The sequence below is a fragment of the Catellatospora sp. NPDC049609 genome, from assembly GCF_040675365.1.
Classification (GTDB): Bacteria; Actinomycetota; Actinomycetes; order Mycobacteriales; family Micromonosporaceae; genus Catellatospora.
In genome coordinates this window covers 1-14,804 of record NZ_JBFAOU010000188.1, presented here as the reverse complement: position 1 = coordinate 14,804, position 14,804 = coordinate 1, and the positions used below count along the sequence as shown (strand labels likewise).

The window sequence follows — 14,804 nt, the reverse complement described above, 5'->3', positions numbered from 1 at the left end:
TCACCGGTCACACCGGCGGCGTGTTGTCGGTTGCGTACAGCCCGGACGGGCGCACCCTGGCCACGGCCAGCGACGACCGCACGGTGCGGCTGTGGGACCCGGACACCGGACGAACCCGTGCCACGCTGACCGGCCACACCGCCGGCGTGTTGTCGGTGGCGTTCAGCCCGGACGGCCGCACCCTGGCCACGGCCAGCTCCAAGACCGTGCGGCTGTGGGACCTGGCGACCGAGCAGCCCCGCACCACCCTCACCGGCCACGACGGCCTCGTGTTGTCGGTGGCGTTCAGCCCGGACGGGCGCACCCTGGCCACGGCCAGCGACGACCGCACGGTGCGGCTGTGGGACACGGCCACCGGACGAACCCGCGAAACCCTGACCGACCACGGCCGCACCGTGTGGTCGGTGGCGTTCAGCCCGGACGGAAGCACCCTGGCCACCGCCGGCGAAGACGAGAAGGTGCGCTTGTGGGACCCGGCCACCGGGCAGCCCCGCATGGTCCTCACCGGTCACCAGGGTGCCGTGTTGTCGGTGGCGTTCAGCCCGGACGGGCACACCCTGGCCACCGGCGGCAACGACCGTACGGCGCGGTTGTGGAACCTGGTCACCGGGGACGCCACTCCCCTGCCCGGCCACACCGGCCCCGCATGGTCGGTGGCGTTCAACCAGGACGGAAGCACCCTGGCCACCGGCGGCGCCGACGCCTCGGTGCGGTTGTGGAACCCGGCCACCGGCCAGGCCCGCCGCCCCCTGACCGGCCACACCGGTCCCGTGTGGGCGGTGGCGTTCAGCAAGGACGGGCGCACCCTGGCCACCGGCGGCGAAGACGGGACGGTGCGGTTGTGGGACCCGGTCACGGGGCACACCCGCGCCACCCTGACCGGCCACACCGGCGGCGTGAGGTCGGTGGCGTTCAGCCCGGACGGGCGCACCCTGGCGACGGGCAGCATCGACGGCAAGGCGCGGTTGTGGGACCCGGCCACCGGGGGGCCCGGCGCTGCCGACCTGACCGGCCATACCGGCCCCGTGGTGTCGGTGGCGTTCAGTCCGGACGGCCGCACCCTGGCCACGGCCAGCGACGACGGCACGGTGCGGTTGCAGGACCCGGCCACCGGGCAGCCCCGCACCACCCTGACCGGCCACACCGGCGCCATGGGGGCGGTGGCATTCAGCCCGGACGGGCGCACCCTGGCCACCGGCAGCGGTGACCGCACGGTGCGGCTGTGGGACGCGGCCACCGGGCAGCCCCGCACCACCCTGACCGGCCACACCAGCGGCGTGAAGTCGGTGGCGTTCAGCCCGGACGGGCACACCCTTGCCACGGCCAGCGACGACGGCACGGTGCGGCTGTGGGACGCGGCCACCGGGCAGCTCCGTGCCACCCTGAGCGGCCACACCGGCGCCATGGGGGCGGTGGCGTACAGCCCGGACGGGCACATCCTGGCCACGGCCAGTTCCGGGACGGTGCGACTGTGGGACCCGGTGACCGCGCAGCTCCGCACCACCCTCACCGGCCACACCGGCTGGGTGAACGCGGTGGCGTTCAGCCCGGACGGGCGCGCCCTGGCCACCGGCAGCTCCGACGACACGGTGCGGTTGTGGGACCCGGTCACCGAGCGCGGCACGATGATCGGCCACACCGGCCCCGTGTGGTCGGTGGCGTTCGACAAGGAAGGAAGCTTCCTGGCCACCGGCGGCGAAGACGGGACGGTGCGACTGTGGGACCCGGCCACCAGGCAGCCCCGCACCACCCTCACCGGCCACACCGGCCCCGTGTTGTCGGTGGCGTTCAGCCCGGACGGGCGCATCCTGGCCACCGGCAGCGCCGATCGCACGGCGCGGTTGTGGGACACGGCCACCGGGCGGCCCCGCGGCACCCTCAGCGGCCACACCGGCGGCGTCAGGTCGGTGGCGTTCAGCCCGGACGGGCGCATCCTGGCCACCGGCAGCGCCGATCGCACGGTGCGGCTGTGGGACACGGCCACTGGACAGACCCGCACCACCCTCGGCCCGTCCGACCTCGTGTCCTCGGTGGCGTTCAGCCCGGACGGGCGCATCCTGGCCACCGGTGGCTACGACGGCACGGTGCAGCTGCGGGACGCGGCCACCGGAAGGACCACTACCACCGTCAGCCAACCCGACCTCGTGTCCTCGGTGACGTTCAGCCCGGACGGGCGCATCCTCGCCACGGCCAGCTCCGACGGAACGGCGCGGTTGTGGGACCCGGCCACCGGGCAGCCCCGCGGCACCCTGACCGGACACACCGGCTGGGTGAACGCGGTGGCGTTCAGCCCGGACGGGCACACCCTGGCCACCGGCGGCGAAGACGGCACCGTGCGGTTGTGGGACCCGGTCACCAGGCAGACCCGCGGCACCCCGACCGGGCACAACCGCCCGGTGTCCTCGGTGGCGTTCAGCCCCAACGGGCAAACCCTGGCCACCGGCGGCTACGACGGCAGGGCGCGGTTGTGGAACATCACCCCGCAGGACCCGGTCGCCGCCATCGACAAGATCTGCTCGGCCATCAAGCGGGACCTCACCTCCCTGGAGAGGGAGGCATACCTGCCGCCGGACCAACCACCGGTGGCCGTGTGCCCCTCGTCCTGAAAGGCATCCGGGTGCCGCATCGCCGGGTTGCCCTTCCCACCCAGCAGCAGCAGGATTCCGGCATGTTCTCTGCCAGTATCCCGAGCCCCGCCCGCGGCGTATGGCACCTGGGACCGGTCCCCATCCGCGCCTACGCGCTGTGCATCGTCGCCGGAATCGTCGTCGCGATCCTGCTCACCAGGCGACGGTGGGCCGCGCGCGGCGGCCGGGCCGACGACGTTCTCGACGTGGCGCTGTGGGCGGTCCCGATCGGCATCATCGGCGGCCGCCTCTACCACGTGCTGACGAACCCGGAGCTCTACTTCGCCCCCGGCAGGCAACCGATCCGGGCGCTCTACGTCTGGGAAGGAGGCCTGGGGATCTGGGGCGCGATCGCCCTGGGCTCGCTCGGGGCATGGATCGTCTGCCGTCGGCTGGGCATCAAGCTCGCCGCGTTCGGCGACGCCGCCGCTCCCGGCCTCATCCTGGCGCAGGCCATCGGCCGGTTGGGCAACTACTTCAACCAGGAGCTCTACGGAGCACCGACGACACTGCCGTGGGCGCTGCGCATCGACCCGGCACACCGGCCCGCCGACAGCCCCGACATCGGGCTCTACCACCCCACCTTCCTGTACGAGGCGTTGTGGTGCGTGGGGCTGTACTTCGTACTGATCTGGGCTGAGAAACGGTTCTCCCTCGGGTCCGGGCGCCTGCTCGCCCTGTGCATCGCCGGCTACACCGCGGGCCGGGTGTGGGTGGAGGCGCTCCGGATCGACCACGCCAATCTCATCCTGGGCGTGCGCCTCAACGTCTGGACCTCGATCATCGTGTTCGTTGTCGCTGCCGCCGTCCTGGTCGGCGCCCGGGGCCGGAAGGAGCCGGTCACCGCCGACCCCATCGGACGATCATGACCTGACGTTCGGGAACCACCTGCCCGGCGCGTCGGATCCCGAGCAGTTACGGTCGGGTATGGCACACGCGCGCGTCACCACCGTCGGCGATCGGGTCCACCGACCTGCCGGGTGGTGGACCCCGACGGTGCACGCGCTGTTGCACCATCTGCGCGACGTCGGCTTCACCCGGGCGCCCGAGCCGCTCGGCGTGGTCGACGGCCAGGAGGTCCTCGGCTTCATACCGGGGGCGTCGGGTGCGGCCGGCTGGCAACGGGTGGTGCCCGAGGCCGGCCTGCGGGCACTGGCCCGGCTGCTGCGCGAGTACCACCAGGCGGTCGCGGGCTTCGTGGCACCCGCCGACGCCCGCTGGGCGCTGGCGGACGGGCCCGCCAGGCCGGGTCAGGTCATCTGCCACGGCGACTTCGGACCCTGGAACGTCGTGTGGGACGGCCTGACGCCGGTGGGCCTGATCGACTTCGACTTCGCCCAGCCCGGCGATGCGCTCGACGACGTCGCGTACGCCCTGGAGTACGTGGCGCCGTTCCGCGACGACGTACACGCGATGCGCTGGCAGGGCTTCGACTCGCCGCCGGACCGCGCCCGACGCATCGCGGTCTTCGCCGAGGAATACGGCCTGGCCACCGTCGACGGGCTCGTCGAGGCCGTGATCCGCAGGCAGACGACGACCGCCGTGCACGTGCGTGCGCTGGCCGAGCGGGGGCTGGAACCGCAGCGCACGTGGGTCGCGCAGGGGTTCTGCGACGAGCTGGCCGACCGGGTGCAGTGGTCGACGGACAACCAGGCGCTGTTCACGTCGCCTCCGGCTGGTTGACCGCGGTCCACCACTTCGCCGAGCGCTTCGAGGAGGGCCGCGCGTGCCGGGACAGACCAGGCGGCTGCCGGGCAACCGCCGCCGCCCTCAGCGAGCCCCGTTCCCGGTCGTCTCGCCGGCGAGGTAGACCAGCACGTCGTGAATGTCGCCGGTGCGGCGGTGGACTCGTCGTTGACGCTCGGCGCCGCTGCCTTCGGTGCGCAGTCGTTCCATCCCCGCGATCACCGCCGGCAGGTCGCCGGCCCTGTGCAGCGCCGGGCCGACGAGACTCACCAGGTCATCGACGAGACGCCAGGCCGGCAGGAGTTCGCCGGTCATCGGGTTGACGAGGTGGCCCTCCAGCCCGTCGCGGGCGGCCCGCCAGTGCGCGGCGTGCAGCAGGCTTCCCCGCAGGCGCGGTGCCGGCACCCCGGCGCGGATATCGTCGATCACCGTGGCGACCAGCGCCCGGACGAGCGCGGCCACGACGACCGCGTCGTCGACCGTCGGCGCCACGTCCGCGACCCTCACCTCGACCGTGGGGTAACGGGCCGAGGGGCGGGCGTACCACAGCACCATGCCCACATCCAGCATCACACCTGCCGTGATCAGCCGCTGGACGGTGTGGTCGTATTCGGCGGCGCTCGCGAAGTACGGTGACGGGCCGAGACTGGGCCAGCGTTCCATCTGGATCGACCGCCAACTCGCGTAGCCGGTGTCGGCTCCCATGTGGAAGGGCGAGTTCGCACCGATCGCCTGGATGACGGGAAGCCAGGGCCGCAGGTGGTTGCAGACCTGGACGGCGAGCTCGCGATCGGGCACGCCGACGTGGACGTGGCATCCGCACAGCGCCGGATCGAGCGCCACGGGCCCGAACTGCCGGATGATCCGCTCGTATCGTTCGGCGGCCGGCCGGTCGATGACCGCTTCCCGCACCGGCGTCGCTCCCACTGCCACCAGTTGCGCGCCGATCGCGGCCGCGGCGCCGGCAGCGGCGGCGCGGGAGGCGGCCAGCTGGTCGCGAAGCTGCGTGAGGTCCGCGCAGACCGGCGTCACCATCTCGATCATGCTCTGCCGGAACTCGTGACGGCTCTGCTCCGATGCCTGCCCGGTGAGCCGGGCCAGCACCTCGTCGGCCACCGGCAGATTACTGCCGCTGGGGATGTCGAGCAGCAGGAACTCCTCCTCGACCCCGAAGGTCAGGGGGCTGCGGTCCGCGGTGACGACCCGACGGCCGTCCCCGTTGAAGCCTGCTTCCATACTGCTCAGCCATCCTTTGGTGATCTAGAAGAGGCTTTCACTGTCTCCTTGCTCGTCCCTGAGGCCCCACGACCGCCGGGTGCCCGCCGGCGTCGATTCACGAGGCACCTCGGGATGGACCCGGCCGGTGGTCGGTCCGGGCAGCACCGCGGCGGGTCAGTCGGCCGCCTGCTGGTCGGTGTCGATCGCATCGGGGTGGGCGATCTGCCGGCCGGCCGGAGCCCGGAAGTCGATCAACTTGTGGGTGCCGTCGCAGAACGGCTTGATCCGCGAGCGGCCACAACGGCAGAGCGCGACCGTCGACCTGCCGGCCTCGATGCGCTCGCCGTCCGGGGTGACGATCTCGAAGTCGCCGCGCAGCAGCAGCGGACCGTTCTCGTACGGTGTCACGGTCGCCGCGGGGCGCACGTGCGTCGGTTCCTGGGTCATGCCGCCGCTCCTGCCAGTGAGCGGGTCTCCGGCACCCGGTCGGCCGGCCTGGTCACCGGCCGCAACGAGCTACTCCCGCGGGCCCAGCTGTCGAGCAGGTGCGCGCTGACCCGGCCCCCGAGCGCCTCGGCGGCCGCGGCGCCGAACAGCACGTCAGCGGCCAGCTCCGGATGCTCGGCGACCAGCGATCCGCACATGTCGTACGCGGCGATCTGCTCGTGCACCGCGTCGGCTTCGACGTGTTCGTCGTAGAACCGTGTCGCCCGGCTGTCGCCGCCGAGGCGGCGCAGGCCGTTGCCGTAGCGGCTGTTGGGCAGGCTCGACGACATCTCGAAGGCGGCCAGCTGGCCGGTGAGCGCGCCCCGCAGCCGCCGGTGCAGGGCGAACATGGACAGCATGTTGGTGGCGGCGAGCGTCACCGCGGGCAGCCGGTCGAGGTACGCGCCGTATTCGGTGTTCAGCCCCAGGCAGCCCATCGTGGTCCGGAACAGCTCAGCGTGCATCCGCGGGAGCTGACCGTTGCCGTACTCGTCGATCTGGATCTCGATCAGCGCGGCCTTGGCGCGCCCCGTCAGCCGAGGGATGGCGAAGGTATGGGGGTCTGCCTCTTTGAGCTGGTAGAGCGAGCGGTGTACGACGAACTCCCGAAACTGCTCGATGGTGGCGTGCGTCTGGATGTAACGCGCCAGCGACGGGCCGCCCCGTTCGGCGGTCAGCGCGGACAGCGCGGCGGGGATCTCCGCGGCGCCGACCGCAGGTTGCGGACCGGTCAGCTTACGCAGCGCCCGCTCGAACAGCCGCTCGATGTCGGCGCGCAGGGCCAGCAGGCCGGGATCCCACTCCCAGCGGTCGTCGACGTCGTCGAAGCCGCTGTAGTGCAGCTCGTAGCAGACGGCCAGGGCGAGCTGCAGGTCCTCGTCAGCCAGCGGATCGGCGCCGGTGAACTTCGGTAGGCCCATGGTCCGGACCGCCTGTCCGGACCGCAGCCCTTCGATCACGGCCGCCGAAAGCTCACCCCGCGCTTCGGGGAGTCTCATCGCCCACTCCTGCCTCCGTGCTGCCTGGCACCCCAGCGGATGGTGATCTATTACCGCGTATGGCAGCAGGTCAAACGAAAGGCGCAGGAAAATGGCAAATGACTTAGTCGACTATTCCGGTGTTCGGCGTCTCGGGCTGAAGAGCAGCGGGTCTCACCGGTTGCGGACGAGTTTGACGAGCAGCTCGGTGTCCTGGTTGTTGCCCACGAACTCCGAGAACTCGCCGGCCGCGAAGGTCCAGCCGCCCTCGGCGATGATCGTGCGGAGCTTGTCCACGGGCAGCCGTACGGCGTCCGCGGGCATCTGCCACTCTCCGGCGACGACCCCCTCGGCCCGCTCGACGAGGGCGTCGAGGGAGTCGAACTCGTCCGGCTCGGCCTCGTCGACCTCGCACCAGTCCCCTTCGGACGCCACCCGCAACAGGACCGCCTCGGCCGCCTCCGGCCCGTCGATGTCCTCCGTGATCCAGTCGTGTTCGCAGTAGGAGAAGCGGAGAAGGATGCTCTGCACGGCCACCCGCGAATCCTACAAACGGCCGCCGGGACTGCCGGTCGGCCGGGCAGCCGCGTGCGGCCGGGAGGGCAGGCACCCTCCCGGCCGCAGCGGGCCGGTGTCACAGCAGGCTGGCCCCGTAGAAGGTCAGCGAGCCGACGTACGGGCTGAAGATCGGCCGCCGGACCGGCGCGTAGAAGACCCGGTAGGAGCCGGTCTTCCACACCCCGAGCGACACGCACGGCGTGTCCAGGTAGCCCGCGGTGATCGTGCCGCGCGCCACCGCGGCGATCTCGATCTTCAACGGCCACTTGATGAACAGGCCGTGCGAGTACACCGGGCCGCCGCTGTCGCCGGGCGCGGCGATGCAGTTGCCCGCGGCCGGGGTGCCCGGCACCTTCGCCGCGTACGTCATCGGCGCCATGCCGAGCACGCTGGTGTTGACGGCGTACACCTTGGCGTTGCAGTGCTCGCCGGTGAACGCGCCGCCGGTGCAGATCCAGTTGCCGACGTAGTCGGCGGTGGAGCCGCCGACCCGGATGCTCGACGAGCTGTTCCAGGCGCCGGTGTAGATGCGCCCGGCGAAGGTGCGGTTGGGCGGCCGGTTGAGCATTTGCGTGTCGCGGGCGTTGACGTCGGCGACGATGCTGGTGTTGGGCTGGGTGGCGGTGCCGATCCGGGCGACGTTGCCGTTGTTGCCGCAGTGGCCGGCGGTGAGCATCCGGGGCTGGCCGGCCCAGTTCACGCTGAAGCCGGTGGAGCAGGAGCCGCCCGTGCTGAGGTTGTTCCAGCGGGCGCCGCCCCAGTACGGGGAGATGTCGGCCTGGCGGTTGAAGAGCAGGTCCGGCTGACGCTCGATGGTGACCGACAGCGGCAGCCGGGCCTCGGCCAGGATCGCCTCGCGGTCGGCTTCGGTGCTCACGGTGGCGGCGAGACCCGAGCCGTCGACCTGGGGTGCGGCCGTGCCGACGCGGCTGTCGGCGCCGAGCCGGTCGACCTCGGCGGCGAGCTCGACCTCGCTGTAGCGGGCGGGCAGGAACCTGACCGGGACGCCGGTGCGGGCGGCGCGCTCCTGGGCGTCGGCGGGGACCTCGCCCTTCCAGTAGATGTGCAGCTCGCCGTTCTCGGGGGCGGCGATGGTGCCGGCGTAACCGGGTGAGTCCACCGACAGGATGTCGTCGGCGGCGGTGTTGAGGCGGGTCTGCGCCTCGCTGAGGTCTTCCCAGGTCCGGAAGCCGCCGGGCACGGCCTCGGCGGGGGCGACGCCGGGGGTGTCGGTCTTGGGCTCCTCGGCGGCCGAGGCGCCCGTCGCGGGCAGGAGCACGGCCATGACCAGGAGCGCCGTGACGCTCCAGCCGATCCTGGCACGGGGGGACGGTGTGTCAGTCATGGCAGCCATCGTCGGAGCGCGCCCGTGGCCGCCGGGCCGATCCTGAACATCGTTGAACATCGCTATACGGCACGTACGATGGACGTGCTCGGCTTCGTCTAGTTAGGAGTCCGGTTGGCCGACGGGGGCACCCTGCAGGACCTGGCCCGGATGCTGCGCCAGCTCAAGCGGCGCGACGCCCGGCGGCGTGGCGGCACGGAGGTGACCTACCGTGCGCTGGCCGCCCGGACCGGCTGGTCGACGGGGATCATCGCGCACTACTTCACCGGCAAGACGCTGCCGCCGACGGACCGCTTCGACACCCTCGTGCGGCTGCTGGGCGCCTCCCCCGCCGAGCAGGGCAGGCTCGCGACCCTGCGCGACCGCGTCGACGAGGACCGGCGGCAGCGGGCCGCGCCGGGCACCCAGACCGTCCGCCTGCTCGGCCCGGTCGAGGTGACCGGCCCGCGCGGGCGCGCCACGCTGGTCGGCGGCCGGCAACGCACCCTGATCGGCCTGCTCGGCCTGCGTGCCGGCAACCCGGTGTCGCACGCCCGGCTCACCGAGGCGCTGTGGGGCGAGCAGCCGCCCCGCACCGCCACCCCGTCGCTGTACTCCCACATCGCCCGCGTACGCCAGGCCCTCGACGACTGCGGCCTGCCCGGCATCCTGGTCACCCGCGACTCCGGATACCTGCTGGACCTGCGCCCGGACGACGTGGACGTCGGGCGCTTCCACGACGACGCCGCCCGGGGCAGCCGGGCCCTGGCCCGCGGCGCCGCCGCCGAAGCGGTCACCCACCTGCTCGACGGGCTCGGCCTCTGGCGCGGCGAGGCCTTCGAGGACGCCGAGCCCACCGGCTGGGCCGCCGCGGAGGTGCGGCAGCTGGCCGAGGCGCGGATGCGCTGCCTGGACGACCTGTGGGACGCCCGCCTGCGCCTGGGCGAACACGTCGCCGCGGTCGACGAGATCGAGCGGCTGCTGGCCGCCGACCCGGGCCGCGAGCGCCTGGTCGGGCTGCTCATGCTCGCCCTGTGCCGGTCGGGCCGGCACACCGACGCCGTCAAGGCATACCAGCGGCTGCGCCGCCACCTGGCCGAGGAGCTGCAGGTGGAGCCGGGCCCGGAACTGCAGCGCCTGCACGTGGCGGTGCTGCGCCGCGACGCCGCCGCCGGGCTGGACGGCCCGCCGAGCGCCCCCCGACCGGCCCAGCTGCCCGCCGCGGTCGGCCACTTCACCGGCCGCGGGCCGGAGGAGGCAGCGCTCGACGCCCTGCTGTCGCGCGCCGGGCCGGTCGCGGTGGTCTCCGGCCCCGGCGGCATGGGCAAGACCGCGCTGGCGGTGCACTGGGCGCGGCGGGTCATCGACCGCTACCCCGACGGGCAGCTGTTCCTCGACCTGCGCGGCCACGATCCGGCCACCGCGATGACCACGCAGGAGGCGCTGAGCCATCTGCTGCGGTCACTGGGCGTCAGCGCCGACGCCGCGCCGCACGATCCCGGCCCGTACCGCTCGGCCCTGCACGAGCGGCGGATGCTGATCCTGCTCGACAACGCGGGCTCCGCCGAGCAGGTCGCGCCGCTGGTGCCACCGGACGCGGGCAGCCTGCTGATCGTCACCAGCCGCCACCAACTCCCGGCGCTCGCCCTCGACCACGAGGTCGCCGCGGTCAGCCTCGACGCCCTCCCCCACGCCGACGCGGCGCTGCTGCTGCGCCGGGTGCTCGGCCACGACCGGGTCGACCGCGAGCCCGAGCACGCCGACCGGCTGGTGGACCTCTGTGGCGGGCACCCGCTGGCACTGCGCATCGCCGCCGCGAAACTCGCCGCCCGGCCCCTGCGCAGCCTCGCCGAGCTGGTCGCCGAACTGACCGGCGGGGACCGCCTCGACGCGCTGTCGGTGCCCGGCCACGCCGGCGGCGTCCGGGCCGTGTTCGCCACGACGTACCAGACGCTGAGCGCACCGGCCGCGGCACTGTTCAGGCGGCTGGGCCACCACCCCGGCCCGACCTTCACCACCCACCTGGCCACCGCCGTCGCCGGGCGGCCCGCGACACCGGCGCTGGACGAGCTCGCCGCCGCACACCTGATCACCGAGGTCACCGAGGGCCGCTACCGCTTCCACGACCTGATCCGCCTGTACGCGCTCGAATGCGCCCGCCCCGACGAGTCCGCGCAGACCCGCACCGCGCTGTTCACCTGGTATCTGGCGCTGGCCGAGACCGCCAACCAGATGCTGGAGCCCGCCCGCGACCGCGTGAAGCTGTCCTGGCAGGACCCGCCCCCGCACCTGCCGCCGCTGCCCGACACCACCCGGGTGCTGGACCTGCTCGACGACGAACGGCCCAGCCTGCTGCCGATCGCACGGCTGGCCGCCGAGCACGACGACGCCCGGATCACCTGGCAGCTGACCTACCTGCTCGCCAGCTACTACACCCACCGCGGCCACTGGTCGGCCTACACCGAGATCTGCCGCGAAGGCCTGGCCGCCGCACTGCGCCTGGACGACCCGGTCGGCGAGCGGCTCATGCGCAGCGGCCTGGGCGTCGCCTACAACGTCACCCACCGCCACGAAGACGCCCTGGAGCAGCTCACCCGCGCCCTGGAGCTGATGCGCGAGGGCGGCGACCAGCGCGGACAGGGCATGGCCCTGAACAACATCGCCCACGCCCACGCCCAGCTCGGGCGGCTCCCCGCGGCCCGGGAGGCGTTCGAGCAGGCGCTCGACCTGCACACCGCCGACAACCACCTGCCCGGCATCACCCTGGCCCTCAACAACCTCGCCGACGTCCACACCCAGCTCGCCGATTTCGACGCGGCCTTCGACGCGCTGCGGCGGGCGCTGCGCCTCGCGCAGGACCTCGGCAACGCCCACCTGGAAGGCGCCGTGCTGCAGAACCTCGGCGAGGCACGGCTGGCCGCCGGTGACGAGGACGCGGCCCTGCACCACTTCGGGCTGGCCCTGGCGATCCGGCGGCGTATCGGCGAGAAGCGCCGGGAGGCCGACACCTCCAACGCCATCGGCCTGCTCCTGCTCTCGCGCGGCGACCATGCGAGCGCCCTGACCCACTTCGGCAGGGCGCTCGCACTGTCCCGCGAGATCGACGACCGGCGGCTGCAGTCGGCGACGCTGGCGAACATGGCGCTGCTCGGTTAACGCCAGACCGTCACCCGTGCGGTGCCCGAGACGACCTCGCCCGCGGAGTAGGACGAGATGACGACGTCGAAGTGCTTGCCGCTCTGGGTGAACGCGTGCGGCAGCAGCTGGATGGGGATCACGACGGTGGTCGCTCCCGCCGGGATGGTGATGGTGCGGTCCACGGCCACGTAGTCCAGACCGGCGACCAGGTCGGCGTCGGAGGTCCGGAAATGCACCGTCTGACCGGCGGTGGCCGGGGTGTTGAGGCCGAACGGCGTGCTGACGATGTTGCCGGACTCGATGGTGCACGGCGTCGGCGTCGTGCCCCAGCCCGGATCGGGGTCGGGCTTGGACGACGGTGACGGTGACGGCAGCGGCGTGGGGGGCGGCGGCGAGGTGCGCGGTTCCAGCAGGCACAGCCGGTGGTCGATGGTGGCCGCCCGGAGCTGGGTGTCGTCGTCGAAGATCCGGCCCCGGCCCACCGGGCTCACCACCCGCACGTGCTGGCTGGGGTTGCCCAGGGTCACCGTGAAGTCCTCCAGCAGCGGCTCGGTCAGGCCGTCGCCGGTGACGGCTGCCCGCACCTGCCTGCTACCGGTGTCGCCCGCCGACCACTGCAGCACGCCGCTCGCGAGCTGGTAGTCGCCGGGCCGGCGGGCGGTGCCGTCGGTGACCGTGTACGCCACCGATCCCGCCGCGGCGCACGACGCGGTGTACACGGTGAAGGTCAGCGTGCCGGCCGACTCGGCCACGGTGACCTGCGGATCGATGGCGACCGACCGCTGGCAGTCGGCGGCCGCGCCCGGCTGGTCCGCGACGGCGGCCGCGGCGGTGACGGCCGCCATGGCCGTCACCGCGGCGGCGAGCGCGGGCAGCATCCTCGATTTCATCGTCATCGCCGCATCATCGGGCACCGAGCTTGTGGAGAGCTTGTGGGACATGTGCCAAATTCATCCACAACCCTGAATCGATGTGGCCGACCCGCTCCCGTCCCACCAAGCGGGCAAGCCCACTCCCGCGGCCTGAAGGCCGGAGCACCGCGGACAAGTCCGGTGGCCGGTTCCGGCGTGGCGGGCGGCGGTCTACGCTGTAGGCCGTGGATGGCGACACCCTTTCCCGTGACCGCCAGACACCCTCCGGCGGCCCGGCGCTCACACCCGGCCCCGCGGACCTGCTGGCCGTCGGGCGGTCGGTCCTGCCCGTGGTGCGCGAGCTGCTGTCCGGGGTGCCGGCCGGCTGCACCTGGCTGCTGCCCGTCCTCGACGACCACGGCGCGGTGGCCGACTTCGAGGTCGCCGCGGTCGGTTCGCAGTCCCACGACGTGGCCGGGCGCGACGGCGACCAGCGGCTCGGTCACCGCATCGGCACGCTGTACCCGGGCATGGTCGGCGGCCCCCTGTGGAACCTGTACCACCAGGTGTACGCCGACGGCCTGCCCCGGCAGCTGCCGGACTTCCAGTACCACGCCGACGGTGACGGGGTCGTGGCGACGTCGCTGTTCGACGTCTCCGTGCACCGCGTGTGCGGCGGGCTCATGGTGTGGTGGCTGCGCCTGGACGAGCAGGAACGCCGCCGCGAGCAGACCGAGCTGCTCGGCAACCTCGGCTGGGGCGAGACCGACCTGCTCACCGGAAAGGTCAGCTGGTCGCCGGGCATGTACCGGATCTTCGAACGCGACCCCGCGCTCGGCCCGCTCAGCTACGCCGAGCAGACCGCGCACATCGTCGACGACGACCAGCCGCTGCGCGAGACCGCCTGGCAGATGCTCGACAGCGGCCTGGTGTCGGACCTGACGTTCCGCATCCGGGTCGGCGAGAAGGTCAAACATGTGCGGCTGCTCGCCGACACCGCCCGCGACGCCGCCGGCAAGCCGGTGAAGCTCTACGGCGTCGTGCAGGACGTCACCGCGCGCGAGACGTCACGCACCGACGTCGAGCGGCTCCAGGAGGAGCTGCGGATCCGCGAGCTGACCATGGTCGCCGAACACCGGCTCGCCGGGCAGCTCCAGCAGATCATCCAGCCGCTGCCCGACGCCCCGTTCACCCTCGCCGACCTCGACGTGTGGGTCCAGTACCTGCCCGCCGAGGACAAGGCTCGCGTCGGCGGCGACTGGTACCACGCCCTGCCGCTGCCCGACGGGCGCGTCATCCTGGCCATCGGCGACGTGGTCGGCCACGGCCTGAGCGCCGCCACCGCCATGGCCCATCTCCGCTACTCCCTGGTCGGGTGGACCGCCGTCGAGGCCGGTGACCCCGGGCGGCTGCTGTCCCACCTCAACCAGCTCTGCCTGCGCCTCGGCACCACCGGCACCGCGGCGATCGCCGTCTACCAGCCCACCGACCGCACCCTGCGATGGGCGCGGGCCGGACACACCCTGCCCCTGCATCACCACGCCGGCCGCACCGAGCCGCTGACCCGGGTCGACGGGCTGATCCTCGGCGCCCTCGCCACCGCCGACTACCCCGAGACCGTGTGCCGGCTGCACCCGGGTGACCTGCTCCTGTTCTACACCGACGGGCTCATCGAACGCCGCGCGCAGGACACCACCGCACTGCTCGACCAGGTCGCCCGCACGATGACCGAGGCCGCCGTGCACCCCGACGGCAGACCCCTGGAACACCTGCAGTCCCTGCTGGCCGACGCCAGTCCCTACGACGACACCTGCCTGCTGGCGATCCACGTGCACCCTGACCCGTCTTACGATCTTGTGCGCAATAGCTGAGGTCACGCGATGTGCTGCTCCGGGGCGTTTCACCAGGTGATGGTGCGGTCGGAGACCAGGGCGGCGAC

General features: G+C 72.9%; 10 protein-coding genes and 1 pseudogene. 5 read left to right on the top strand and 6 right to left on the bottom strand.

Annotated features, from left to right (window positions below):
* The 3 genes and pseudogenes from AB0J67_RS33490 to AB0J67_RS33480 all read left to right on the top strand — a co-directional run.
* A pseudogene (locus AB0J67_RS33490) lies at positions 1-2,606 on the top strand (hypothetical protein); the annotation flags it as partial.
* Between the two features lie 62 nt (positions 2,607-2,668).
* On the top strand, positions 2,669-3,496 hold the full coding sequence (gene lgt / locus AB0J67_RS33485; protein ID WP_363488448.1) for a prolipoprotein diacylglyceryl transferase: 828 nt from the start codon (positions 2,669-2,671) through the stop codon (positions 3,494-3,496).
* Positions 3,497-3,554: 58 nt separating this feature from the next.
* Positions 3,555-4,310 carry an aminoglycoside phosphotransferase family protein gene (locus AB0J67_RS33480; RefSeq protein WP_363488446.1) on the top strand — a complete coding sequence of 252 codons (756 nt, stop codon included), beginning with the start codon at positions 3,555-3,557 and terminating at the stop codon, positions 4,308-4,310.
* Between the two features lie 87 nt (positions 4,311-4,397).
* Here AB0J67_RS33480 and AB0J67_RS33475 read toward each other — a convergent pair whose 3' ends face one another.
* From AB0J67_RS33475 to AB0J67_RS33455, 5 genes are all read right to left on the bottom strand, one after another.
* On the bottom strand, positions 4,398-5,549 hold the full coding sequence (locus AB0J67_RS33475) for a glutamate--cysteine ligase (protein ID WP_363488444.1): 1,152 nt from the start codon (positions 5,547-5,549) through the stop codon (positions 4,398-4,400).
* 156 nt (positions 5,550-5,705) lie between these two features.
* Positions 5,706-5,978 carry a CDGSH iron-sulfur domain-containing protein gene (locus tag AB0J67_RS33470; RefSeq protein ID WP_363488442.1) on the bottom strand — a complete coding sequence of 91 codons (273 nt, stop codon included), beginning with the start codon at positions 5,976-5,978 and terminating at the stop codon, positions 5,706-5,708.
* The gene (locus AB0J67_RS33465; RefSeq protein WP_363488440.1) at positions 5,975-7,015 is read right to left on the bottom strand and encodes an iron-containing redox enzyme family protein; all 1,041 of its coding nucleotides are present in this window, start codon (positions 7,013-7,015) and stop codon (positions 5,975-5,977) included. The genes AB0J67_RS33470 and AB0J67_RS33465 overlap by 4 nt, the downstream gene beginning before the upstream one ends.
* A gap of 153 nt (positions 7,016-7,168) precedes the next feature.
* A complete protein-coding gene (locus AB0J67_RS33460; protein ID WP_363488438.1) occupies positions 7,169-7,531 on the bottom strand; it encodes a hypothetical protein in 363 nt (120 codons plus the stop codon).
* Between the two features lie 97 nt (positions 7,532-7,628).
* On the bottom strand, positions 7,629-8,897 hold the full coding sequence (locus tag AB0J67_RS33455) for a S1 family peptidase (RefSeq protein WP_363488436.1): 1,269 nt from the start codon (positions 8,895-8,897) through the stop codon (positions 7,629-7,631).
* A gap of 114 nt (positions 8,898-9,011) precedes the next feature.
* Between AB0J67_RS33455 and AB0J67_RS33450 the strand changes: the two genes are divergently transcribed.
* Positions 9,012-12,032: a BTAD domain-containing putative transcriptional regulator gene (locus tag AB0J67_RS33450; protein ID WP_363488434.1), complete on the top strand. Its 3,021-nt coding sequence runs from the start codon at positions 9,012-9,014 to the stop codon at positions 12,030-12,032.
* Here the strand turns inward: AB0J67_RS33450 and AB0J67_RS33445 are convergent.
* Entirely contained in the window at positions 12,029-12,910 is an 882-nt protein-coding gene (locus AB0J67_RS33445) for a Calx-beta domain-containing protein (RefSeq protein WP_363488432.1), read from the bottom strand. The two genes, AB0J67_RS33450 and AB0J67_RS33445, sit on opposite strands and share 4 nt — an antisense overlap.
* A 200-nt stretch (positions 12,911-13,110) precedes the next feature.
* On the opposite strand from AB0J67_RS33445, the gene AB0J67_RS33440 reads away from it, so the two are divergent.
* Complete coding sequence (locus AB0J67_RS33440; protein WP_363488430.1) at positions 13,111-14,736, top strand: SpoIIE family protein phosphatase; 1,626 nt, start codon at positions 13,111-13,113, stop codon at positions 14,734-14,736.
* Positions 14,737-14,804: the final 68 nt, after the last annotated feature.

Excerpts from the sequence above, each read along its gene's own strand:
- AB0J67_RS33470 (WP_363488442.1), bottom strand. The coding sequence starts at position 5,978 with ATGACCCAGGAACCGACGCACGTGCGCCCCGCGGCGACCGTGACACCG.
- AB0J67_RS33465 (WP_363488440.1), bottom strand. The coding sequence starts at position 7,015 with ATGAGACTCCCCGAAGCGCGGGGTGAGCTTTCGGCGGCCGTGATCGAA.
- lgt (WP_363488448.1), top strand. The coding sequence starts at position 2,669 with ATGTTCTCTGCCAGTATCCCGAGCCCCGCCCGCGGCGTATGGCACCTG.
- AB0J67_RS33445 (WP_363488432.1), bottom strand. The coding sequence starts at position 12,910 with ATGACGATGAAATCGAGGATGCTGCCCGCGCTCGCCGCCGCGGTGACG.
- AB0J67_RS33480 (WP_363488446.1), top strand. The coding sequence starts at position 3,555 with ATGGCACACGCGCGCGTCACCACCGTCGGCGATCGGGTCCACCGACCT.
- AB0J67_RS33455 (WP_363488436.1), bottom strand. The coding sequence starts at position 8,897 with ATGACTGACACACCGTCCCCCCGTGCCAGGATCGGCTGGAGCGTCACG.
- AB0J67_RS33475 (WP_363488444.1), bottom strand. The coding sequence starts at position 5,549 with ATGGAAGCAGGCTTCAACGGGGACGGCCGTCGGGTCGTCACCGCGGAC.